Origin of the sequence: Paenibacillus sp. M2, assembly GCF_046713495.1 — a bacterium.
Lineage (GTDB): Bacteria > Bacillota > Bacilli > Paenibacillales > Paenibacillaceae > Paenibacillus > Paenibacillus amylolyticus_B.
On record NZ_CP169648.1, the window covers coordinates 1522172 to 1544394 of the forward strand.

Consider the following 22223-nt stretch of genomic DNA (forward strand, 5'->3'; position numbering starts at 1 on the left):
TAATTCTATGCATATAATAGATGAAATTAATTATTAGGAGGAGTTATTACAATGAACAATTGGAAAAAGCTATTACTTTCTCTTACTTTCGTAGGTCTCATTCTTCCGGTGACATCCATCTCAGAAGCTGCTGAAAAATCCGCTGGTAGTAAAAATCTTGTTCCTATTCGTGAGATTGCAGAACAGAATGGGGCAGAGGTATCTTGGCAACAAAAGACAGGAGAAATCACAATACGAAAAAGTGAGCTTACAATTGTAGTTAAGGTAGGAGAGAAACAGGCGATGGTGAATGGGCAAGCCATATCCTTAAACAATCCTGTTCAGTTAACGAAAGGAGTTACTTTTATGGATGGGGCATTTCTTTCCGAGACGCTGAAGGCAGCACCTGAGGATATATTCATTTCCCTTATTAGTGAGGGCGATGGCAAGGAGGCTGCCAAGTATGTTCATACCTCTGTGAGTGGAGTGTTATCACCCACGTTGTTGAGTCAGCTGTGGGGAGCTTTAGAAGGACAAAATGGTAAAATTACAAGTGAAGCCATAGCTAAGCATGTAGAAGATAATACAGTGCATCGCAATGTTACCTATACGTTCAAAACAGAGCTGACTCGTTTAAATATTACGGTCAGAATGAATCATAACGGACTTGTGGATGATTTGCATATTGCCGCCACTACTCCAGATGTGTATCAAAAACCAAGCTACGACGACCCATCTGCCTATACAGAACAAGAGATTACGGTTGGTCAGGGTGATTTAGCTTTACCAGGGACATTAACTTTGCCAAAGGGAGAGGGACCTTTCCCAGTTGTTATTCTGGTACACGGATCTGGGCCTAGCAATCAAGATGCTGCCATTGGTGGTGCAAAGCCATTTCGCGATCTTACGGTAGGTTTAGCTTCACAAGGAGTTGCTGTATTAAGATACGATAAGGTCACGTATGAGCATACCTATAAGGTCGCTTCTCAGCCTAAATTCACATTAAAACAAGAGAGCGTAGATCAGGTAAACGATGCAGTGGAATTACTTAAAAAGAATGCACATATTGATTCTACAGCGATTTTTGTAGCTGGACATAGTCAAGGCGGGTTTGCAATGCCGTTAATCATTGCTGAGGATAAACAACATGATATTGCAGGAAGTATTCTACTTGCTGCACCAAGTAGTAGCTTTGTGGATGTGCTTACCGAGCAGCAGGACGAATTGGTAGAGCGGATGAAGCAGCTTGGTTTAGACACGGATGTCATTCAAGGGCAAGCTGATTTTTATAAAAATGTAGCTGCGATGGTTAAAGATCCACAATATTCTGTAGATCATCTTCCTGAGACGTTTCCGCTTCAACCTGCTTATTGGTGGTTTGAGCAAAGAGATTATGTGCCTGCGGAACTGGCTAAAACACAAAATACACCTATGCTTGTTATACAAGGCGAAAACGATGTGCAAGTGTCTATGAATCAATTCCAAACCTGGAAATCGGCTCTTCAAGGTCATTCCAATGTAACGTACAATAGCTATCCAAAGGTAAATCATCTTTTATCCAACTATAATGGACTTTCAATCGGTCAAGAGTACGCTGAGCCATCTAATGTCTCCAAAGCCATTATCGATGATATTGCGAAGTGGGTATTAAAATCAAACTAAAAACGGGAGTTCCATTCTTGGTTTGAATGATAATTTGGAGAATTGACGGATAGGGCGAGATATAATAAGAAGAGGAGCACTTACCCAAATAGGCAAGAGCTCCTCTTCTTATTTATAAATTTGCTTTATTTAGACCAATTGGACTCTTTCTCGTCTTCATCTGTGTAATCAGACATGGTCAGTGGTTCCTTGGGAACAACGGCCACTTTGTAGAACCGATTTTTGTCTTTTTCCAGCAAAACAAAGATTAGATTTTCGAACTCATATTCTTCCTGTTCGTTCATCTCGGGACGGTGGCTGTAGAGCCATCCACCAATGGTGTCCCACTCATCTGCATCCAGGCTGGACATAAACATGTCGTTCACCTTCGATAAGGAAACCTTGCCATCCATAATGACATAGTTCTCATTGATGACTTGAATATCTTCCACTTCGTCTGCGTCGAACTCGTCGCGAATCTCACCAACAATCTGCTCAAGTACATCCTCGATGGTTACAATTCCGGAAGTTCCTCCATATTCGTCGACAAGTACGGCGATATGTACGCCATCCTTTTGCATTTTCTTGAGCAAGTCCTTCACAGGAGTTGTTTCGTGAACAGCCGATACAGGCTGAATCAGGGAGGATAGATCAACAGGTTCATCGTTTCCGTAAAGTTCCAGGAAGAATTGTTTCGTATTAATGATACCAATGATATCGTCTTTACTCTCATTCACTACTGGAAAACGTGTATATTGTTCTTCACGAATGATCTCCAGGTTTTCCTCGTTTGTTCTATTCACATAAAGGCAGACCATATCGGTCCGGGGTACCATGATTTCTTTGGCTAACATCTCATCAAAAGCAAAGATCCGGCTTACATAACCGAATTCGGCTTGGTTGATTTTACCACTTTCAAAACTTTCATTAATGATGATCTGCAACTCTTCTTCGGAGTGTGCATCTTCATGTTCAGAAGCCGGTTTGATTCCGAACAGTTTCACCAGTTGGTTCGCTGAGCCGTTTAACAGCCAGATAAAAGGATACATAATTCGGTTAAACCAGATGATAGGTGTAGACGTCAGCAGTGCAACAGTTTCGGCTTTCCGGATTGCAATCGTTTTTGGAGCGAGTTCACCAACCACAACATGCAGATACGTGATGGAAGCAAACGCGATAACAAACGATAAGAATGAAGAAACCGCCTCAGGAATTTGCAAGCTTTCAAACACAGGGTGGAGAATCTTCTCTACCGTTGGTTCACCCAGCCAGCCCAGTCCCAGAGATGTGATCGTGATTCCAAGCTGGCAGGCAGACAAATATCCGTCCAGATTGGCAACGGCTTGTTTAACAGCCAGCGCACGCTTATTTCCTTCTGCAATCATTTGGTCGATCCGGCTCGGTCGAACCCGCACCAGAGCGAATTCCACTGCAACAAAAAACGCCGAAAGTCCTATCAAAAAAGCAACCATTACTAAATTTAACGCATACCTCTCACTTTCCATTCACTGCTCTTCTCCTTTAGGTAATAAGTTTTTAACGATTATTATATCTAATTTTACGTAAGAAGACCACCTCCAGACAAAGAAATGAGGAAGAGTCTGGAAGGTGGAATGAGCAGATTGGCGTCACAATGCGAATCTGCTCCATCATTAAACTGATATGTAGAAGGTAACACAGTCAGAATATACAATGAACGAAGTAGAAATTTGAATTTCCAGAATCAAGTATTCCGTCTGCTTATGTAAAGTTTTATCTAAACAAACGTTACGAATAGGGGGTACATTGGGTATCTATGATTAGCCGTATACATAATCGTCAAAGCTGTGTAGGTGAGAGAAGGGCAAGGTCATGAAGCTTGCCACTTGAGGAGGAAGCCGAATGTTCTGGCTGGTCATTATATTACTCGTATTTATTTTCCAGGCAGCCACAATTCTTTTGCTGGAATTTCGTAATCCGGCTAAAGCTGTGGCTTGGCTGTTTATTTTGTTCTGCGTGCCTTTGATCGGTTTTGTAGTGTACTACTTCGTGGCGCAGGATTATAACAAACGAAAAAAACTCCGAAAGGGTGGATCGCGGATCTTCCGTGAAATGAAGGAAACGATCTGGGAACAGGCCCACATCATTGGAGATGTCGAACAGATGCCTGGCGATCGTTTCAGCCACCAGCATCGATTGTTTAACCTGTTATCCCATCTGTCGGAGAGCCCGATTACAGGTTGTAACCACAGTACGGTGCTCACAAATGGTGAAGAGGCATTTGCGGCAATGCTGAGAGAAATGGAAAAAGCAAAGCACCATCTGCATGTGGAATTTTACATTTTCCGTGATGATGTGATCAGTACGAAGTTTCAGGATGTCATGATTCGCAAGGCACAGGAGGGCGTGAAGGTTCGGTTTATTTGTGACGGTCTCGGCAGTCACAAGATGAGCTGGAGTTTTATCCGCAAACTGCAGGATGCAGGTGTGGAGTTTCATTATTTTCTACCGCCACTGATTGCAACGATTGACCGAAGAGTAAACTACCGGAATCACCGTAAAATTGTTGTTGTGGATGGACAGGTAGGTTTCGTGGGTGGCATTAATGTAGGCGATGATTATCTTGGACAATATCCAGAGGTGGGTTTCTGGCGGGATACACATGTGCAGATCGAGGGAGATGCCGTGTACTTCCTGCAAAGTACGTTCCTGAACGACTGGAAATTGGCTTCCGGTGAGCGAATTACCGAACCCCAGCTTGCGGAATTGTTTCCACCTCATATCTGTAGCGGGGAAGAACGAATTCAGATTCTGGCCAGTGGGCCGGATCAGGACTGGGATGCCATTCAGGAAATGTGTTTTGGGGCGATTTCGGTAGCCTGTGACCGGATTTACATTACCACACCTTATTTTATTCCTGATCCTGCCCTTTATGAGGCACTCAAAACAGCTGCTGTCAGTGGCGTTGATGTGAAAATTATCATTCCATATCAATCCGATTCAAAGCTTGTTCATTTGGCATCTCTTTCTTATGTAGAGGAACTTCTGCGAGCAGGTGTTGAGTTCTTCCAATATCGCAAAGGTTTTGTACATGCCAAAGTGATGATTGTGGATGAGTTGCTTGCAACGGTAGGCACGGCCAATATGGATATGCGCAGTTTTTTTTGCAATTTTGAGTTGACGGCTGTCCTGTTCGAGTCCTCTCCGATTCAGCGTTTGATCACTGACTTTGAACGTGATCTCGGGGAATGCAGTCAGATCGATGGGGAGGTATTTCAGAAGCGTTCACGATGGCAAAAAGGCGCAGAAATGCTTTCTCGGATGCTTTCACCGCTTCTTTAGCCGATTTAGGGCAGATTTCTGAAGATAAGTTCACTTTTTGTGAATTTATCTTCTTTTTGCTGAGTATTTTGCGCAAATTTGATCTTTTATGATATAATAGATATATAAATCATGTCTTGGCGAAGGAGGGGAGTCTGCGGGAAAACAGGCTCCCTTTTGCTCTCTTTTGAAAGTGAAAACCGGGATGAATAATATTTTGAATCCATTTTATATCGCCTTTAGATGCTTGCGCTGTATAGCCAGGGTACATATAGAACGCAGTTTGCTGTTCTCCATATGTAGATTCACCCTGAGTATTTAAATGATTTATAAAATGGATTCACACACTGATTTAACGGGGGGGGTACCATGTCCAATGTAACGGTGAAAGAACTAACAGCCAAGCAAGCTGACCGCGGGGTCAAAAGCTCGGTGTTTACATTAAAGCTGCTGCAACGTATTGTGATGATTCTGATCGGTGCTGCACTAATGGCTGTATCGCTTGAAGTGTTTCTCGTACCGAATGGTGTTATTGATGGTGGGATTACGGGGATTTCAATTATGGTGTCAGAACTTACACATCTGCCACTCGGCGTATTCCTGACCTTGCTCAACTTGCCTTTCCTGATTCTGGGTTACAAGCAGATTGGTAAAACATTTGCGTTATCCACGCTGCTGGGGATCGTGGTCATGTCCATCGGGACTTCGTTATTGCACCATGTTCCTGCATTAACACCAGGGGAGCCTTTGCTCGGAGCTGTATTTGGCGGATTGATCCTGGGTGTGGGTGTTGGACTTGTCATTCGGTCTGGCGGTTCACTGGATGGTACGGAGATTGTGGCCATCTTGCTTAGTGAGAAGTCACCGTTGTCTGTAGGACAGATTGTATTGTTCATTAACGTGTTTATTTTCGCAGGTGCAGGATTTGTATTCGGTTGGCCGAATGCCCTGTATTCCATGATTGCATATTATATTGCGATGAAGATGATTGATATTGTGAATGAAGGACTTGACCAGTCCAAATCGGTATGGATCATTAGTGAGAAATATCGTGATATTGGTTCAGCCCTGACAGACCGTCTTGGTCGTGGTGTAACTTTCCTGGATGGAGAGGGCGGATTCAGCGGGGACGAGAAAAAGATCATTTTTGTCGTGATCACCCGTTTGGAAGAAGCGAAGCTGAAGACCATCGTTGAAGATTGGGACCCGCAAGCCTTTGTGGCGATCGGTAACATTCATGACGTGAAGGGCGGACGTTTCAAGAAAAAAGGTATCCATTAGCGATTGATATATACATGAATGATAATAGCCGACACCCTTGTGATGAGGGAGTCGGCTATTTTTTCTTCAAATGTTTGAGAATGTGTTCAAGGGGTTGGGGTTCAACAGCTGCGATTAAATCACCGGTTTGGTTCAAGCGTTCAATAATGTTCATCAGATGATAATCCTGGATGGAGACGTTGCTTCGAACCTCATCCCAGGTAAGGGGTGTAGAGACAGTGGCGCCAGATTTGGCACGTGGTGTATAGGGAGCGGCAAGGGTCTTGCCTCCATAATGCTGGAGATAGTCAAAATAAATGCGGTCTCCACGGTCCTTTTTGAGTCGTTCCAGTGTGAACAGATCCGGGTGCTTTTGAGCGACATATTTGCCTACAAAATAACCAACCTCTCTCAATTCATCAAAGGTTACCCCTTGCACGATGGGAACGATGATCTGAACTCCTGTTGCGCCCGAAGTTTTGGGAATGGACCTCAGACCAAGGGAAGTCAGGGTTTCGCCAACGATGAGTGCAGCTTGCATAATCCGGGGTTCATGTTCCTGAGAGGGGTCCAGATCAATCATCCATTCACAGGGCAGATGGCTTCCCACAGTATGCAGAGAAGGATGAAATTCAAGTGCGGCCAGATTGCCAAGCCATAACAATTCGGGAAGTCCATTCATGACCACATAGCGGATGCCGTCGTGAACTTCAGTGCGCACATAATCTGGTACAGGCTCAGGGGCATTCTTTTGATAGAAAAATGTTCCTCCAGCGCCGTGGGGATACCTTATCGTGGTGAGAAGTCGATTGCTCGTATACTTGAGCAGATAAGGAGCCAGAGCGGCCAGCTTTTGCAGATAGATGGCTTTGGTAACACCCGCATCCGGCCATAACAGCTTGTCCGGGTTTGTGACCGTCAGTTCTGTGCCTTCTATTATGATGGTTCCCTGGATCTTGGGGGCCATATGGAACACCTCCTATACGTAATCTATATACGAACTCATTCATTGAAGAAGCTGATTCGCCAGACAATCCTCACGAGTTACATCCGCGAAGGTCTGAATACTGGGATGGCGTAGAGTTTGGTGATGAGTCAGCTCCATATATTGCACTTTGACTCCTATTCGTGGTTCCACCCAGGTGGTCTCTGCACTGCGCTCGGGTACATTATGGAACGGTCTGTCCTGCCTGATCAGAGGCTCGACTTGATGTGTGAGTTCCCGCCAAGTATTGGAGTTCAGCTTGCCAGTCCCGACATGACCAATATAGACAAAGTTTGGCCCATCATATACACCGACCGCGACGGCATTCACAATACCGCTCCGGTACGTGACTCCCCCGATCATGGCATATACATCATGCATGATTTTGACCTTCTGCCAGCGCTGGTCCTTGCCCTGTATGCCATAACTGCTGGTGAGATCCTTGCAGACAATGCCTTCCATCTGATGTTGCCTCATGACCGTAAGCAGGGAAGCGGCATCAAGTGTATTGGTGACCTCCTGAACATGGGGAGCGGTGTTAAGGACCTCGTGCAACAGGCGCTGTCGATCTGCCAAAGGCTGATCCGTTACCCATTTCCCCTCATAAAACAGGATATCAAATACCATATATGTGACCGGAATCTGATGTATGGCTTGGGCAATACTTTCGGGTCTGCTCATCCGATCCCGTCGAAGAACGTGATAAAACGAAGGTTTTCCGGTGTCTGGGTCCAGCGCAATAACTTCTCCATCCAAAATATAAGAGGAGCCTGAACATAGATTGCGTGGTGTTACCAGCTCGGGATACTGTGCGGTTCGATCATGTAATCTGCGATTCACCAGGCGCAGCTCCTGCCCGTCCTCATAGGCAAGCATACGGACTCCATCCCACTTGACCTGGGCAATCCATTGCGGCCCTGTGGGCAAAGTATCTTTGGAGATAGGCTCGAATGGAATCAAAGGTTTGAACATGGGGAACTCCTCTCTCGTATCAACCAATTAGCGCAGGTTAATTCGGAATTTAGTTATATTTTTTGAAAACGGGATTTCATATGATGCACCAAAATGAGCAGTAACGGAAGTGCTATGCCACAGGTCAGATCCCAATCAATCCAATAGGGAATAACGACCTTGAGATAAAAGTGCTCGTTCGGAGAGATTAGAATAGACATGGCGAGAATAAGCATGGCACCCGGCAGGATCAGAGAACGGTGACTGGACAAGCGAAACAGGTGAGCGACGCCCAGGACAAAACCGTAGAAGAACAGGGTGGCTTTGAAGAAAACAGCGATAATCCAGACCGATGCTATGAAGGCTTCGATGCGTTGCACAAAGTTTCCGATATTGATCTTCTGTGAAAGGTTGAATGAAGCGAACCAGTGATGCTGGGTCATCCATGGTCCCATAACGAGCAGACACATACTTAGCGTCAGTGTGAGTAACAATCCGCCAATCATCCCTGCTAACAGGATGTCCTTCTCCAGATGGGGCTCATTTTTTGTGTATGGAAAGAGCATCATGAAGATGCATAGCTCACAGTAGGGATATGTGAGTACAGCAACAAAACCTTTGAATGGATCGAGAAATCCTTGTGCCAGCACAGGTTGGATGTTGGCCAAACGTACATGGGGGATTAGACACACCGTCAGAATAAGCAGGAACAACACGATCAGAGGAAGAAAGACCTCTGCAGTTTTACCAATGCTCTCCAGACCGGACAGAAGTCCCCAGACAAGCGCACACATAAAAACCAAATGCAGAATCAGTAATGGAGATTCCGGCAAGATCTGGGTAGACATAAAATCGCCAATCTCCCTAATGAACGTTGAGGTACTGATCAGGAAATAAAAGAGATAAAAAGAGCCAAACAAGGTCCCGATCCAGGGTCCCAGTGTTCGAAGGGCATTTTGAATCAGATTTAACCGGGGATGCAGTTTGTAGGCAACAAGCATAATGAAGAGTATGCCAAGGCCCCCTGCGACTCCCAATAAGGCTGATAACCAGGCATCCTGATGAGCGTAGGATGTGATCATGGAAGGGAAGACCAGAATCTGCTCCCCAATTGTACACAGGAACATGAGTGAAGCGAGCTGTCTAACAGTCAAACGTCCCTTTTCGATCATGAGGTATCTCCTTAACATATCTTGTCTATGTATTGGTTAGAATGCACCAATTGTGCCAGTTTTATAAAAGCCAACTCAAAAAGCCCGTGCAGCCGATCTCTCTGTGATGTAGAGAAATCAGTTACCCGGGCTTACTAAAATGAGGTTAAGCAAACATATTGTAACGCCTAAACAAAATCAGTTCGCAGTTGTCAGACGTATACGAATATTTTGTGGGTCTACCGTAAACCAGGTACCCTCCACTTGTGTAACGACTGCGCCGGATTGACGCAATTGTTCAAGTGCTTGTTCCACGTGATCCTTTGTGGCGTAGACAATGGTGAAGTAGTCAATTCCTGTAGCGTTATCTGGATTAACAGGTGCATTCACTCCTGCCCAGATATTCAATCCCAGATGATGATGATAGCCGCCTGCGGATACAAATAGTGCTGACATGTTGGCGAAGTTACCCACGATATCGAAACCGAGTACGCCGGTGTAGAAGTTGCGGGCTTCTTCCAGGCTGCGGACGTGGAAATGTACGTGACCAATAACGGTGCCAGCAGGCAGGCCCTGCCAAGGTTCATTCTCCGATATGGCAAACAGGCTTTCCACATCAACAGGATCACTTGCCATTACGTAGTTATTGTCGCTATCCCGTTTCCAGGTATCACGTGCACGGTCAGCATAGATCTCAATCCCGTTCTGATCGGGATCGGAGATATAGAAGGCTTCGCTGACCAAGTGATCGCCTTGGCCGATATCGATACCGGATGCAGCCAGATTACGAAGAGCAAGACCCAAGGACTTACGGTCAGGCAGCAGGATGGCGAAATGGTACAAGCCAGCGTGTGAGCGTTCCGGCAGAGTAATTCCATCCGTCAGTTCTTCCAATCGCAGCAGGGACTGTTTCCCGTCGGCTGTGAGTGTAGCCACTTTGCCACTCCGCTCCAGCAATTTCAATCCAACCACATCGGTATAGAATTTAATCGAACGGTCCAGGTTCATAATTCGGAGACTCACTTCACCCAGATGGGTTGTGGCAGGGATTTGATACGTTGTATTCATGATTGTTTCCTCCTGATCATAGATAATATGGGTTCTTGTTTGATTGTTTATATGCGTTGAAAACGGATTATTAAATGGCATGCTGTTGAAGAAGAATTGCAGGGTGACTGTATATTCATAAATAAGTTACTTTTCATAAGTTAATATAAAATATAAATCTGCTTTCGTCAATCGCATTTTACAATTATAGCTGGAGTTTTATTGACAAGAACTGCTTCAATAGTTCTGAAAACAAAAAATCCGACTGTGAAGCCGGATCGGAGTAAACCTCATTACATGAGTTATATAACGTAATCGGTCTTGCCTTAGCGACATTCAAACTTTTGGTTTGGGTGTCGCCTTTTTTCTTTTGGCTGGTGCAGCAGGTGTATCGGATTCTCCTCCGGCAACCGCTTGAGCAGGCGTTTTTCGTGGCGCACGTTTCTTAGGCTTGGCCGTTGTTGTCCCAGGGTCAGCCGGAATAGGCTTCACGGCCTCGATACTTGCCTGCAAGGCAGCCATCAAATCCATCACATTGGCTTCAGGTTTGGCTGGAGCAATCTTGATTTCTTCGCCTGCCACTTTGTGCTGGATAAGATCCAGCAGTTTGCTGCGGTAGTCATCGGTGTATTTACCGGGTTCAAAAGGTGTGGACAATTGATCAATCAGCAGCTTTGCCATCGTGAGTTCCTTTTCATTCACGTTCTGCACTTCCGGCAAGTTGGGCACCTGGGAGACAGGACGAATCTCGTCCGGATAGAAAATCGTCTCCATGGAAAGGCAATCTTCCAGCACACGTATAGCAGCCAGACTGCTTTTCGAGCGAATGGAGATTTTGGCGATGCCAATTTTGCCGGTATCCCGCATCGCGTTCATCAAGAGCTGGTAGGCATTTCCACCAGCCTGATCGGGAGAAAGGTAATATGTTTTCTGAAAATATATTGGGTCAATCTCGGTCAAGTCGACAAAATCCAGGATGGTAATGGTTTTGCTGGTGGAATCATTTAACGCTTCCAATTCATCTTTCTCGAAGAGTACGAACTTTCCTTTTTCATATTCATAGCCTTTGGTAATCTCTTCCCACTTCACGTCCACTTCACAGGATGGACATTGACGAACATAAGCGAGCGGGCTGCCGCAGACTTTATGGATATAGCGCATCGAGATGTCTTTGTCTTCGGTAGCCGAGAACATTTTGACAGGGACATGCACAAGGCCAAAACTGATTGCGCCTTTCCAGACGGTATGCATAGGTCGGCTCCTTTCGAAAGGTTGTTCAAAAATTCCATCTTCTCGGTACTAAAACCGGACTTTTTGAACACGGATTTATATTCAATAGTATGGGCATCTGGCGCAAGGGATAATCGTCTTGTAGACGAACAATTCGTATGGTTCAGCAAGAGTCGGGGATGATAACAGAAACATGCTTGGATTTCGACAGGAAGATGAGCATGGGATAGGTAGTTATTCTCGCAGCACATATGCCGGGAGGTGCAATATTGAAAAACAGACGTGATGAGGAAGAAGCACACAAGCATGCATTTTCTCCGTATCCTCTTGCCAAAGCCGAAAGTGCTGAAGAATTCTATACACCTGCTGCAGCTGTAAACTGGGAAGCGGTCACTTCGGAAGAATTGCCCCTTGATCGGGAGTCGTTCATGCTCGACATTGACCGGATGGTGAATGAAGGGTTAGGCGGGGGGCAGGTTACGGAAGATAACGGTTATATTGGTGATAGCACAACAGACACCATGATTAGGGAAGACCACGAAGATCCGGAAGGGGAGTATGAATAAGATGATGGATGCGAAGCGCGCCAAAGCGATCTATGATTCCAAAGATACCATTGCCGTTACGCTGGAGGGAGATCCAGTCTGGATTGAGAATGTGGATGAAGCCAATGGTATGGCAACCGTTCAGGTTGGCAGCAGACCGGGAAATACCCAGACGGTTCGTGTGGACCGCTTGGAGGAGTAGATACAAGTAGCATATAGTTATTGAGCATTCGAGAATGAATAAAAGCTGAAATATATGCATATCACGGCCGGTACCGAGAGGTGCCGGTTTTTTGGTTTTTACTAATAGGTGTCTGAAACTTCGAAGGAAGCGAGTTTTGAGACATGACTAATCATGCATGTTATATTTCCGCTTGCCTCCTTGGATGTTGCGGGGGAAGAAAGGGACCGATATAATAAGGTTCAAAGTGAACTCAGGCGGCTGGACCGCCAAAGGTGGGGCGAATATTGAATCAGACGCACGAGCAGTGGGTGTATCAATCCCATGGCATTGCAGATACAGAAGCACTTGCTTTCGCACTCGCCAGACAGGCAAACGCCGGCATGGTGATTGCTTTGGATGGTGATTTGGGCGCGGGAAAAACGGCATTTTCACAGAAATTTGCCTGGCATTTGGGTGTACGTGATGTGGTAAGTAGTCCTACATTCACACTAATCAAGGAGTACGAAGGGCGTCTACCTTTATATCACATGGATGTATATCGCATATCGCTGGAAGAAGCGGATGAGCTTGGACTTGATGAATATTTCTATGGAGCCGGAGTCAGTCTGGTGGAGTGGTCGAGTATCATTCCCGAATTGCTGCCGCAAGAGCATTTGCATGTGCAGATTGAAACAACGGGCCTGGAGGATCGAACGATTACACTGGATGGGTACGGCGAGACTTATGCAGCCATGTGCCGACAGTTCAGACAGAATGGAGTCAAATGATGATGGAAGATTTACAAAAAGAGCCGCGTCAGCGGTTTTTGGCGTTGGATACATCCACCGCAGTGATGGCAGCTGCGATGATGGAAGATCATGCGCTTCTGGAAGAGCGCAATGAACGGGCTGAGCGCAACCATTCGGTACACGTTGTACCGGTGATGGAACAGCTGCTGTCCGCCAGCAACACACAGCCTGGGCAACTTGACGGCATTGCCGTTGGCGTTGGCCCAGGCTCGTACACGGGCATCCGCATTGCGGTGACCGCGGCGAAGACACTGGCCTGGGCGTGGGACATCCCCGTAGCCGGGGTGTCCAGCCTTCAGGCCATCGCCTGGGGCGGCTGGCACAGCGGCCTTGCCGCCAAGGCGGAAGCTGCGACAGAGGATGCCGCAGCAGGGGCTGGCGGAACGCCATCCGCGGACCAGGGCAGCACAGGTGCTGCCCCTGTCCACTGGATCGTTCCGCTTGTGGATGCACGGCGCGGTCAAGCGTGCACCGCGCTGTTTGCCTCCGCCGGGAGCGATGCGCCCCGGCGTTTGGCGCCTGATGCCATCCGCAAGATGGACGGATGGCTGGAAGATCTCGCCGCCCGCATGGCGGAGGCGGCGCCGGAAGAGCGGCCCGCAGCCGTCTGGATCGTCGGCGAGACGGGCCCTCATGCTGCGGCAGCCGCGGAGCTTCGCTGCCCCGCAGGAACGGCACTCCAGCTCGTACCTTATGAGCTGGAAGGCCGCTGGGTTGGGCGCCTTGGCGCCGCCAAGCTGCTTGCAGGTCAGCGTGATGACGTGCATGCACTGGTGCCGAACTACACCCAGTTGTCTGAAGCGGAAGCCAATCTGCTGCGCAAAGGCTAAAAGAGGTTGTTCAAAAAAAGTCCGCTTTTGATTACGAAGGATACCTGGTGGCATCATCAGCATCGAATATGGAATTCAGCCGAAATAAGCGGGGGGCTTACGAAGTATGTTTCCTTTGGAAACATTGTAGTTGCTCACGTAGTTTTCCTACGCTCCGCTACTCCATTTCTAGCTTCATCCCATCTTCTCGGTACTGAAAACCGGTCTTTTTGAACACGCACTAAAGGGGAGGGGAAGCAGATGGACAATGTGGCGAATAATAAGCAGGAAGCAACGCTTCAGTTCAGGTTCATGACACTCGCGGATATTCCCGATGTGATGGAGATTGAACATGAGGCCTTTACCCTGCCCTGGACGGAAGAAGCATTTCAAAATGAATTGACACACAATCATTTTGCTAAATATATGGTAATGGAATTAGAAGGAAAAGCCATTGGCTATGCAGGTATGTGGACCATCATGGATGAAGCCCATATTACCAATATTGCAGTCAGAGGCGCGTATCGTGGACGCAAGCTTGGCGAAAAGTTACTGGATGAATTAATGAGTACAGCGGCTTATCTCGGGATGGAACGAATGACGCTGGAGGTAAGAGTCTCGAACAGCATTGCTCAGCGTTTATATCAGAAAAAAGGGTTTGAATCGGCGGGTCTTCGTAAAGGGTATTACTCCGATAATGGGGAAGATGCGATGATTATGTGGGCGAACTTGCCGTCTGCAGGCCGGAGCGGCGAAGAGGAAGGAAGCGTACTGGATTCATGAACGAACTTAATGAAAAAATAAATTCTGCACCATCCTACATTTTGGCGGTGGAGACAAGCTGTGATGAAACATCGGTAGCTGTTGTTAAGGATGGGAGAGAAGTGCTGTCCAATCTGATCTCAAGTCAGATCGAGACGCATAAGGCATTTGGTGGAGTGGTACCTGAAGTGGCTTCACGCAAACACGTTGAAGTCATTACGTTGATGCTGGAACAAGCGATCGAACAGTCCGGCATTCGTCCACGTGATCTAAGTGCAATCGCCGTAACACAGGGGCCAGGGCTTGTCGGAGCACTGCTGGTGGGTATCGTTGCGGCCAAAACGATGGCGATGGCACTGGGCAAACCACTCATTGGCACACATCATATTGCGGGGCATATCTATGCCAACCGACTTACTCATGAACTGCAATATCCAGCGATGGCACTGGTCGTATCCGGTGGACATACAGAACTCGTGCATATGGAATCCGAGGGCAAGTTCAAACTGATTGGTCGTACACGTGATGATGCTGTAGGCGAAGCGTATGACAAAGTAGCACGTGCATTGGGTTGTCCTTATCCGGGTGGCCCACATGTGGACCGGATGGCGTCTGAAGCGGAGGATGTAGTGCCATTACCACGGGTATGGCTGGAAGCGGGTTCGTACGATTTCAGTCTCAGTGGTCTGAAGTCTGCTGTACTGAATGTGCTCAATCAGGCCAAAATGCGAGGAGAAACCTTGGAGCCGTCTGCGGTTGCACGTGGTTTCCAGGAAGCTGTTGTTGAAGTGTTGGTGGAAAAAGCCGTTAGAGCAGTTCGTGAATATGGTTCACGACAACTGTTATTATGCGGTGGTGTTGCAGCTAACCGGGGGTTACGCTCGGCATTACAGGAGCGATGCACGAAGGAAGGGCTTGAACTGTTAATCCCGCCAATGGAATATTGTACGGATAACGCGGCCATGATAGGAGCGGCTGCGTATCTGAAATGGCAGCGGGGAGAAATTGCTGAATTTGATGCGAAGGCAGATCCGGGGCTTTCCCTGGAGGCATGGTCCGTTCAGTCCTTATAGAGGTTGTTCAAAAAGCCCGCTTTTGATTACGAATGATGCCTAGCGGCATCACCAGCATCGAAGATGGAATTCAGCCGAAATAAGGGGGAGGCTTACGAAGTATGTTTTCTTCGGAAACATTGTAGTTGCTCACGTAGTTTTGACTACGCTCCGCTACTCCATTTCTAGCTTCATCCCATCTTCTCGGTACTGAAAACCGATCTTTTTGAACACGCACTTATAGTTTATATAAACAGGCTGTTTGAGATTAAGAGTTGACAGCCTGCATGTGAAGAATGTATATTAGTTACAAATTTAAACAGGAAGTTATTTTCCTGAACTGATAAACGCGATGAACAGGAATAGTAAGGTCAATCCCGGTCTTAGAGAGCTGCGGTATGGTGCAACGCAGTCGAAGGAAACCTGAAACTCACCTGGAAGCGGAACGATGGAACACGGTGACTCCCTGGGAGAATCCGAAGGCCAATCATGGCCCAAAGTACATGGTTACGGGTTGCCTCCGTGAATGGGCCGTTGTCGGTAGGACCGTTATTAGAAGGATCAACTGACAATAACTGAGGGGGCTTTCAGGCTGCTTCAAGTGATCCGGATATGCGAAAGCATTCATGGGTTGTCTTGAATGAACAGGAAGGAAGTCAACAAGAGTGGTACCGCGAAGGTGAACAGCCTGTCGTCTCTTGCATTATTGCATGAGGTGGCAGGCTTTTTTTGATTTTCAAAATAAAGATGAATGAAGTTAGGTCATATTATAAATGTGATGAACGGGAGCAGTAGAACGATAAAGCGCTCAGAGAGCTGCGGGGTGGTGCGACGCAGTGGCTGGAATCATTCGAATCTCGCCCGGGAACGGAGTTGTGGAAGCGTGGGGACGATATCAATCGTCCAGTTGTCCTGATGGACAACAACATGTGTTACACAGCAACGGTTAACCCCCGTTATAGGGTGTTTCTCCGAATTCCATTGTTGTCGTGCGTGTACGCACATCCAGCGGATCGGAGACGACGAGGTGGATGGAGTCCGGCGCAAGCCTGGCCCATCAAGCGAGAGTGGTACCGCGGAGGGGATAATAACCCGCCGTCTCTTATATGAGATGGCGGGTTATTTGTGTTTGCTGCCGGCAGCAGGGTGGGCATGGGAAGAACCATATGGGGATTGAAAAGTCAGAGGATCAGGGTGTAAGTCGACGTACACTCTGTCATGAGGGTAAGCGGGATATACAACGAACGAGTAATGAACATTGAACAACAAGTATAGGCACTAAACATTCATCAGGCTTTAATGATCACTCAGGACTAAGCTACAAACAACATACGCATTTACAAACAAAATATATAACAACTCGGCGATTAGCGGATGTTCTTGTGGCACGTGGATCGTAACGAAACTATTTATAAAAATTTGATGGAGGTTGATGGATATGACAACAATTAATAACAAACGCATGATTGAGATTTTTGATACAACGCTGCGTGATGGAGAACAGGCACCAGGGGCAAGTCTGCAACCCGAGCAAAAAATTGAATTGGCACACCAACTGGCTTCTCTGGGTATCGACGTCATTGAGCCTGGATTCCCGATCTCCAGTCCAGGTGAGTTCGCGGCGGTTCAGGCGATTTCGAGACAGTTGCAGAACGTGGAGATCTGCGGATTCGCGCGTGCGGTCAAAGGTGATATCGATGCAGCAGTTCAAGCAACGGCGGATGCAGCACGACGCCGAATTCACCTGTTTATCTCTTCTTCGGATATTCATATTGAGCATCAGTTGCGTCGTCCGCGTAGTGAAGTGGTGGCCACGGCCCGTGAGATGGTGTCTTATGCACGACAGTTCACGGACATTGTAGAGTTCACAGCCATGGACGCTGCCCGTACCAAGATGGACGATTTGATTGAAATGGTTGAAGTCGCCATTGAAGCTGGAGCGAGCATTATCAATCTGCCGGATACGGTCGGTTATGCCCTGCCACATGAGTATGGCGAGATGTTCCGCCGGGTGCGTGAGGGTGCAAGAGGCGGCGATCAGGTTCGTTATAGTGCTCACTGTCACAATGATCTGGGCCTGGCCGTAGCCAATAGTTTGGCTGCGATTGCCAATGGGGCTACCCAGATTGAAGTGACCATCAATGGTATCGGAGAACGGACGGGGAACTGTGCACTGGAAGAGCTGATTATGGCGCTGGAGACTCGGGGAGACGCAATTGGTGCAACGACGAACATTAAGCTGAATCAGCTGTATGAGACTTCACGTCAGATCAGCCGTGCGATGCACTTCCCGATTGCGTACAACAAGCCAGTGGTAGGACGTAATGCATTCCAGCATGAATCCGGCATCCATCAGGATGGTCTGCTGAAGAATCGGAGCACCTATGAGATTATGGACCCGGAAGCGCTGGGTATCCCACGCAGCATGATTATTCTGGGCAAACACTCCGGTCGTCACGCCCTGAAGGACCGGGTTCGCAAATATGGTTTTGAGCCGGATGAGCAACAGATGGAGCAATTGTATGAGGTATTTAAAGAAACCGCAGACCAGCAAAAAGTGGTCAGTGACGACCAGTTATTACAGATGGTTAGCCAGACCATGAATATTCCTGCACAGGACTATGAACTGGTTGAATTGCAGGTGACGGCGGGCAGTATGACGGATCGAATGGCCGCCGTTCGCATTCGCACAAGCGCTGGAGAACATTCTTACTCTGCTGTTGGCGGTGGACCCGTGGATGCAACCATCCGTGCGATTGGTCAAAGTATTTCCGATGATATTGCATTTGTAGATATGGAGATGCATGCCTTGAGTGGTGGAGAGGGTGCAAGTGCAGAAGCTGTAGTTACCGTGGAGCGTGCAGGACGTGAGTTCCGGGGAACAGCAACACATAATGATATCGTCATGGCTGCCGGTTTGGCTTATGTAGCGGCTTGTAATGCTGCTGGGCTTAAGGCGGAGTCTTCCGAACAGCATGAACAAGAAGCACATGCGTAAAACATCTTTGCCAGATCGCATCTACAGCGGCAATAGTAGCAATTGCGATTTGATGTAAATATGCATGGCATATAGTAAATAAATGACGGGCAGGCCTTGAATGACAAAGGTCTGCTTTTGTCTTATTATGGAGGAACATTGAGGAGTGGAAGGATGCATTTGTCAAGGTGTGACTATAGTTATCCACATATCCAGTGAAAATTGTGGGTAACTAGGATAAAGCCAAACCAGTATAGTTTTCGAAAGGAAAAGGGTTTAGGGGATAGAATGACTCTTTACTATCCACAAAGTTGTGGATAAAGTGGATAACTTGGTGGATAAATATGGTTTTTGTGTGTAAAAGGCTATTCTACCGCTGTATAATTAAGCTTATTAATGTGCTTGCTATCTTGCTTTCTTGTGGATAAGTGTGAGGGGCAGATGGATAAAAATATTTCTCTACATTCGAGTAAATTTGACAAAAGTCAAAACAGCTCCCTAACCTCCGTATGTTAGAGTTCAATCTCAAGGAACATAAAGAACATAAGGTGCATAGCTTCAATACTCATCCTCAACAAACAAAAGCTGATCCCAATAAGGAATCAGCCGGTGGTACAACTATACTTGCATGGAGCCGATCAAGCCATGATCTGAGTCTGTACTATTCGTACTATTCCATAGCTAGTTCTTCCCAGTCCTCGTATGCCTTGGTGAGTTCTGCTTTGTGTTCCTCCGATTGTTGCTGGAGTTCTTGCAGCTTCATATAATCCTGATAGATTTCAGGCAGAGCCATCTGTGTCTCAAGTTCGGTAATCTTCGTTTCCAACTCCGCAATCTGTTGTTCCAGAGCTTCCTGCTTGCGTTGCCGGTTACGCTCTTCACGCTTCGCCTGTTTTTCCGCTTCGAATGAAGCCGCTCCGGATTTTTCGGTTGTGGCTGTGTTCAGATCGGATTTGGACGAGTTCTTGGATGAAGCCTGACGTGCTTCAGCAGCTTCACGTGCGATGTCCTCAAGCTCCTGTTTTTTCTCCACATAATCATCATAATTTCCGAGATAGTGTTCCGTTCCACCTGGATGAAGCTCTACAATGCGTTCAGCCATTTTGTTGAGGAAGTACCGGTCATGGGAGATGAATAGCAGGGTGCCTTCATAATCCATTAATGCCGCTTCCAGCACTTCTTTGGCAAACAGGTCGAGATGGTTCGTAGGCTCATCCAGAATGAGCATGTTGGCTTCCTTCAGCATCAGCTTGGAGAGAGAGACACGTGCTTTCTCACCGCCGCTGAGGGAGGAGATTTTCTTGAGCACATCGTCACCGCTGAACAAAAAGTTCCCCAGTACGGTCCGAATGCGTGCTTCTTCCATCCCGGGATAGGCACTCCACAGTTCTTCCAGAACCGTGTTGGACGGATTGAGCCCAGTCTGTTCCTGATCATAATAGCCGATCTGCACTTTTGTTCCCCATTGGATCTCCCCGGTCACCGGACGTAAACTTCCAGTGAGGCACTTCAGCATGGTGGATTTACCTATACCGTTTGGACCAATCAGAGCAACCGTTTCCCCACGCCGCAGATCGAAGGATACGTTGCGGAACAATGGAGAAGCCTCGTCATAAGCGACGGACAGCTGATCCACTCGAAGCACTTCCTTGCCTGACATCACGGCAGTTTCGAAGGAAAAATGGGCTTTTTTCAGATCTCCCATCGGTTTATCAAGCCGCTCCATTTTGTCGAGGGCTTTGCGCCGGCTTTGCGCCCGTTTGGTCGTCGAAGCACGTACAATGTTTTTCTGGACAAAATCTTCCATCTTGGAGATTTCACCCTGTTGTTTCTCATATTGCTTCATCTGAGTTTCATACTCGGCAGCTTTGAGCTCCATATAACGACTGTAATTTCCCGTATATTTTTTGGAGCGGTGACGTTCGATCTCAACGATGGTTGTTACGAGTCGATCAAGGAAGTACCGGTCATGGGATACCACGAGCAGTGCGCCTGAATAACCTCTCAGATAATCTTCCAACCATGTAAGGGTGGCGATGTCGAGATAGTTGGTAGGCTCGTCCAGCATGAGCAGATCAGGTGCCTGAAGCAAAATACGAGCAAGGGCAAGGCGTGTCTTCTGCCCGCCGCTCAGAGTTGCAATGGGGGTGTCTGGCGAAAATTCGCCGAATCCCATCCCGTGCAGTACGCTGCGAATGCGGGTTTCCATCTCATAACCGCCATGGTCCTTGAACCAATCGGAGCGTTTCGCATAACGTTCCAGCAGGTCAGCATACTTTTTCTCATCTTCCATCTGGGCAGGGTCGGCAATATCGCGTTCCATCTGACGCAAATCAGCTTCAGCCTGTGTCAGGTGAGCGAAGACGTTCATCATTTCTTCCCAGATGCTGCGATCGGATTGCAGCCCGCTGTTCTGAGCGAGGTAACCGAGCGTTGTTTCTTTGGACTTGAAAATCTGTCCTCCGTCATAGGACATTTCACCGGCTACAATTTTGAGCAAAGTGGATTTCCCTGCACCGTTTACGCCAACGAGGCCGATGCGCTCGCGTTCTAATATTTGTAAGTTCACGCCGTCCAGGATTGGATCGACACCAAAACGTTTGATAATTCCGGATACTTGCAGCAGCATAAAATTAAGTTCCTCCATAGGTCCAGTTCTTGATATGACAACTATATCCCAGTTTACATGAAATACAGAGCAATTGCACCGATTGGGAACGCATGGGGTATGTAGTCTTTTTGATCAATCAATGATAAACTGAAAGAAGGCATGTTATTACATGAGGATTTTGCAGAAAATGAATCATTTTAACCCTTTCAACAAGATGACAACTGGTCATAACATATAATTTTTTTTAATGAGAGCTTTTTTCTACCTTCCCTATCAACAGGAGGTTATTCAAGGATATGCAGGATCATGCGGAACTGAAAAGTCAGCTTCGATCCAGACTGAGACAGAGCCGTGATCTGATGGATGCAAGCATGCATCAGCAGGCGATGACTAAGATTAACGCTGGAGTGAAGCGGGAGCTGAAGCGCCTTAGACAGGCCAAGAGCAAGGTTGTGAACAAACCACTCGTCATATTCAGTTATTTGTCCTATGGAAGCGAAGCGTCCACAGCTTTTCTGTTTCAAGAGGGCTGGAATCATGGAGATGTGATGTTTGCACCAAAAGTCTTGGCGAATCCACCTCGAATGGAGTTACGGCGGGTGGCCGGAGAACAAGATCTGGAGCCAGGCATATGGGGGATACCGGAACCCAAGGATTCCTGTGAAGTCCTGACGCCTGATGATTGGCCGGATATCGATCTCATATTGGTACCGGGACTTGGTTATGATCTCCATGGCGGGCGTATTGGTTATGGTGGCGGTTATTATGATCGTTTTGCCGAGACGCTTGCAGCAACATGTGTGATGATGGGCAAGAAACCGTTGATGGCTGCGATGGTATTGCCGGGTCAGTTACAAGAGGATATCCCGATGGACCTGCTCGATCTGCGGATTGATCTGTTGATAACAACCGAAGGTATATTACATATCGAATAAAGGGTTGTGATGTGAT

The 22223-nt window shown here is 47.2% G+C and carries 18 protein-coding genes and 2 other annotated features; of the genes, 11 read left to right on the forward strand and 7 right to left on the reverse strand.

Going from position 1 to position 22223, the window contains the following annotated elements:
* Window positions 1-51: 51 nt before the first annotated feature.
* Window positions 52-1641: a stalk domain-containing protein gene (locus ACETMN_RS06825; RefSeq protein WP_411735930.1), complete on the forward strand. Its 1590-nt coding sequence runs from the start codon at window positions 52-54 to the stop codon at window positions 1639-1641.
* A 125-nt stretch (window positions 1642-1766) separates the two neighbouring features.
* Here ACETMN_RS06825 and ACETMN_RS06830 read toward each other — a convergent pair whose 3' ends face one another.
* Window positions 1767-3125, reverse strand: coding sequence for a hemolysin family protein (locus tag ACETMN_RS06830; protein ID WP_076209623.1), 1359 nt, complete (start codon window positions 3123-3125; stop codon window positions 1767-1769).
* Between the two features lie 376 nt (window positions 3126-3501).
* Here ACETMN_RS06830 and cls point away from each other — a divergent pair, with 376 nt between their 5' ends.
* Both cls and ACETMN_RS06840 read left to right on the forward strand, forming a co-directional pair.
* Window positions 3502-4941, forward strand: coding sequence for a cardiolipin synthase (gene cls / locus ACETMN_RS06835; protein ID WP_411735931.1), 1440 nt, complete (start codon window positions 3502-3504; stop codon window positions 4939-4941).
* A gap of 348 nt (window positions 4942-5289) precedes the next feature.
* Window positions 5290-6201 (forward strand): YitT family protein, encoded by a 912-nt coding sequence (locus ACETMN_RS06840; protein ID WP_036668942.1) that lies wholly within the window; start codon window positions 5290-5292, stop codon window positions 6199-6201.
* 55 nt (window positions 6202-6256) lie between these two features.
* Here ACETMN_RS06840 and ligD read toward each other — a convergent pair whose 3' ends face one another.
* The 5 genes from ligD to ACETMN_RS06865 form a co-directional block, all read right to left on the reverse strand.
* Entirely contained in the window at window positions 6257-7147 is an 891-nt protein-coding gene (gene ligD, locus ACETMN_RS06845) for a non-homologous end-joining DNA ligase (RefSeq protein WP_411735932.1), read from the reverse strand.
* A gap of 39 nt (window positions 7148-7186) precedes the next feature.
* Window positions 7187-8137: an RNA ligase family protein gene (locus ACETMN_RS06850; RefSeq protein ID WP_411735933.1), complete on the reverse strand. Its 951-nt coding sequence runs from the start codon at window positions 8135-8137 to the stop codon at window positions 7187-7189.
* A 53-nt stretch (window positions 8138-8190) separates the two neighbouring features.
* Window positions 8191-9288 (reverse strand): endospore germination permease, encoded by a 1098-nt coding sequence (locus tag ACETMN_RS06855; protein WP_179198473.1) that lies wholly within the window; start codon window positions 9286-9288, stop codon window positions 8191-8193.
* 177 nt (window positions 9289-9465) lie between these two features.
* Window positions 9466-10335, reverse strand: a complete 870-nt coding sequence (locus ACETMN_RS06860) for a VOC family protein (RefSeq protein WP_091015400.1) — start codon at window positions 10333-10335, stop codon at window positions 9466-9468.
* Between the two features lie 315 nt (window positions 10336-10650).
* Entirely contained in the window at window positions 10651-11565 is a 915-nt protein-coding gene (locus tag ACETMN_RS06865; protein ID WP_017690092.1) for a Ku protein, read from the reverse strand.
* 248 nt (window positions 11566-11813) lie between these two features.
* On the opposite strand from ACETMN_RS06865, the gene ACETMN_RS06870 reads away from it, so the two are divergent.
* From ACETMN_RS06870 to ACETMN_RS06900, 7 genes are all read left to right on the forward strand, one after another.
* Complete coding sequence (locus ACETMN_RS06870) at window positions 11814-12110, forward strand: hypothetical protein (protein WP_091015398.1); 297 nt, start codon at window positions 11814-11816, stop codon at window positions 12108-12110.
* 4 nt (window positions 12111-12114) lie between these two features.
* Complete coding sequence (locus tag ACETMN_RS06875; RefSeq protein WP_026081228.1) at window positions 12115-12291, forward strand: H-type small acid-soluble spore protein; 177 nt, start codon at window positions 12115-12117, stop codon at window positions 12289-12291.
* A 266-nt stretch (window positions 12292-12557) separates the two neighbouring features.
* Window positions 12558-13040: a tRNA (adenosine(37)-N6)-threonylcarbamoyltransferase complex ATPase subunit type 1 TsaE gene (gene tsaE / locus ACETMN_RS06880; protein ID WP_091015397.1), complete on the forward strand. Its 483-nt coding sequence runs from the start codon at window positions 12558-12560 to the stop codon at window positions 13038-13040.
* Between the two features lie 2 nt (window positions 13041-13042).
* Window positions 13043-13891 (forward strand): tRNA (adenosine(37)-N6)-threonylcarbamoyltransferase complex dimerization subunit type 1 TsaB, encoded by an 849-nt coding sequence (gene tsaB, locus ACETMN_RS06885; protein ID WP_091016184.1) that lies wholly within the window; start codon window positions 13043-13045, stop codon window positions 13889-13891.
* A gap of 240 nt (window positions 13892-14131) precedes the next feature.
* The gene (gene rimI / locus ACETMN_RS06890; protein WP_036668955.1) at window positions 14132-14653 is read left to right on the forward strand and encodes a ribosomal protein S18-alanine N-acetyltransferase; all 522 of its coding nucleotides are present in this window, start codon (window positions 14132-14134) and stop codon (window positions 14651-14653) included.
* Window positions 14650-15705, forward strand: coding sequence for a tRNA (adenosine(37)-N6)-threonylcarbamoyltransferase complex transferase subunit TsaD (gene tsaD / locus ACETMN_RS06895; RefSeq protein WP_091015395.1), 1056 nt, complete (start codon window positions 14650-14652; stop codon window positions 15703-15705). The genes rimI and tsaD overlap by 4 nt, the downstream gene beginning before the upstream one ends.
* 322 nt (window positions 15706-16027) lie before the next feature.
* Window positions 16028-16386, forward strand: a binding site (T-box leader).
* A gap of 67 nt (window positions 16387-16453) precedes the next feature.
* Window positions 16454-16790 (forward strand) — a binding site (T-box leader).
* Window positions 16791-17122: 332 nt separating this feature from the next.
* Complete coding sequence (locus ACETMN_RS06900; protein ID WP_091015393.1) at window positions 17123-18682, forward strand: 2-isopropylmalate synthase; 1560 nt, start codon at window positions 17123-17125, stop codon at window positions 18680-18682.
* Between the two features lie 649 nt (window positions 18683-19331).
* Here the strand turns inward: ACETMN_RS06900 and ACETMN_RS06905 are convergent.
* Window positions 19332-21290 (reverse strand): ABC-F family ATP-binding cassette domain-containing protein, encoded by a 1959-nt coding sequence (locus ACETMN_RS06905; protein WP_091015391.1) that lies wholly within the window; start codon window positions 21288-21290, stop codon window positions 19332-19334.
* 278 nt (window positions 21291-21568) lie between these two features.
* Here ACETMN_RS06905 and ACETMN_RS06910 point away from each other — a divergent pair, with 278 nt between their 5' ends.
* Window positions 21569-22207 carry a 5-formyltetrahydrofolate cyclo-ligase gene (locus tag ACETMN_RS06910; RefSeq protein ID WP_091015389.1) on the forward strand — a complete coding sequence of 213 codons (639 nt, stop codon included), beginning with the start codon at window positions 21569-21571 and terminating at the stop codon, window positions 22205-22207.
* The last annotated feature ends 16 nt before the right edge of the window (window positions 22208-22223 follow it).

Bases quoted from the DNA above. Each gene is read 5' to 3' on its own strand.
- ACETMN_RS06830 (WP_076209623.1), bottom strand. From the start codon at position 3,125: ATGGAAAGTGAGAGGTATGCGTTAAATTTAGTAATGGTTGCTTTTTTG.
- ACETMN_RS06865 (WP_017690092.1), bottom strand. From the start codon at position 11,565: ATGCATACCGTCTGGAAAGGCGCAATCAGTTTTGGCCTTGTGCATGTC.
- ACETMN_RS06900 (WP_091015393.1), top strand. From the start codon at position 17,123: ATGACAACAATTAATAACAAACGCATGATTGAGATTTTTGATACAACG.
- ACETMN_RS06910 (WP_091015389.1), top strand. From the start codon at position 21,569: ATGCAGGATCATGCGGAACTGAAAAGTCAGCTTCGATCCAGACTGAGA.
- rimI (WP_036668955.1), top strand. From the start codon at position 14,132: ATGGACAATGTGGCGAATAATAAGCAGGAAGCAACGCTTCAGTTCAGG.
- tsaB (WP_091016184.1), top strand. From the start codon at position 13,043: ATGGAAGATTTACAAAAAGAGCCGCGTCAGCGGTTTTTGGCGTTGGAT.
- ACETMN_RS06855 (WP_179198473.1), bottom strand. From the start codon at position 9,288: ATGATCGAAAAGGGACGTTTGACTGTTAGACAGCTCGCTTCACTCATG.
- ACETMN_RS06875 (WP_026081228.1), top strand. From the start codon at position 12,115: ATGGATGCGAAGCGCGCCAAAGCGATCTATGATTCCAAAGATACCATT.
- ACETMN_RS06850 (WP_411735933.1), bottom strand. From the start codon at position 8,137: ATGTTCAAACCTTTGATTCCATTCGAGCCTATCTCCAAAGATACTTTG.
- ACETMN_RS06840 (WP_036668942.1), top strand. From the start codon at position 5,290: ATGTCCAATGTAACGGTGAAAGAACTAACAGCCAAGCAAGCTGACCGC.
- ACETMN_RS06905 (WP_091015391.1), bottom strand. From the start codon at position 21,290: ATGCTGCTGCAAGTATCCGGAATTATCAAACGTTTTGGTGTCGATCCA.
- ACETMN_RS06860 (WP_091015400.1), bottom strand. From the start codon at position 10,335: ATGAATACAACGTATCAAATCCCTGCCACAACCCATCTGGGTGAAGTG.
- cls (WP_411735931.1), top strand. From the start codon at position 3,502: ATGTTCTGGCTGGTCATTATATTACTCGTATTTATTTTCCAGGCAGCC.
- ACETMN_RS06825 (WP_411735930.1), top strand. From the start codon at position 52: ATGAACAATTGGAAAAAGCTATTACTTTCTCTTACTTTCGTAGGTCTC.
- ligD (WP_411735932.1), bottom strand. From the start codon at position 7,147: ATGGCCCCCAAGATCCAGGGAACCATCATAATAGAAGGCACAGAACTG.
- tsaD (WP_091015395.1), top strand. From the start codon at position 14,650: ATGAACGAACTTAATGAAAAAATAAATTCTGCACCATCCTACATTTTG.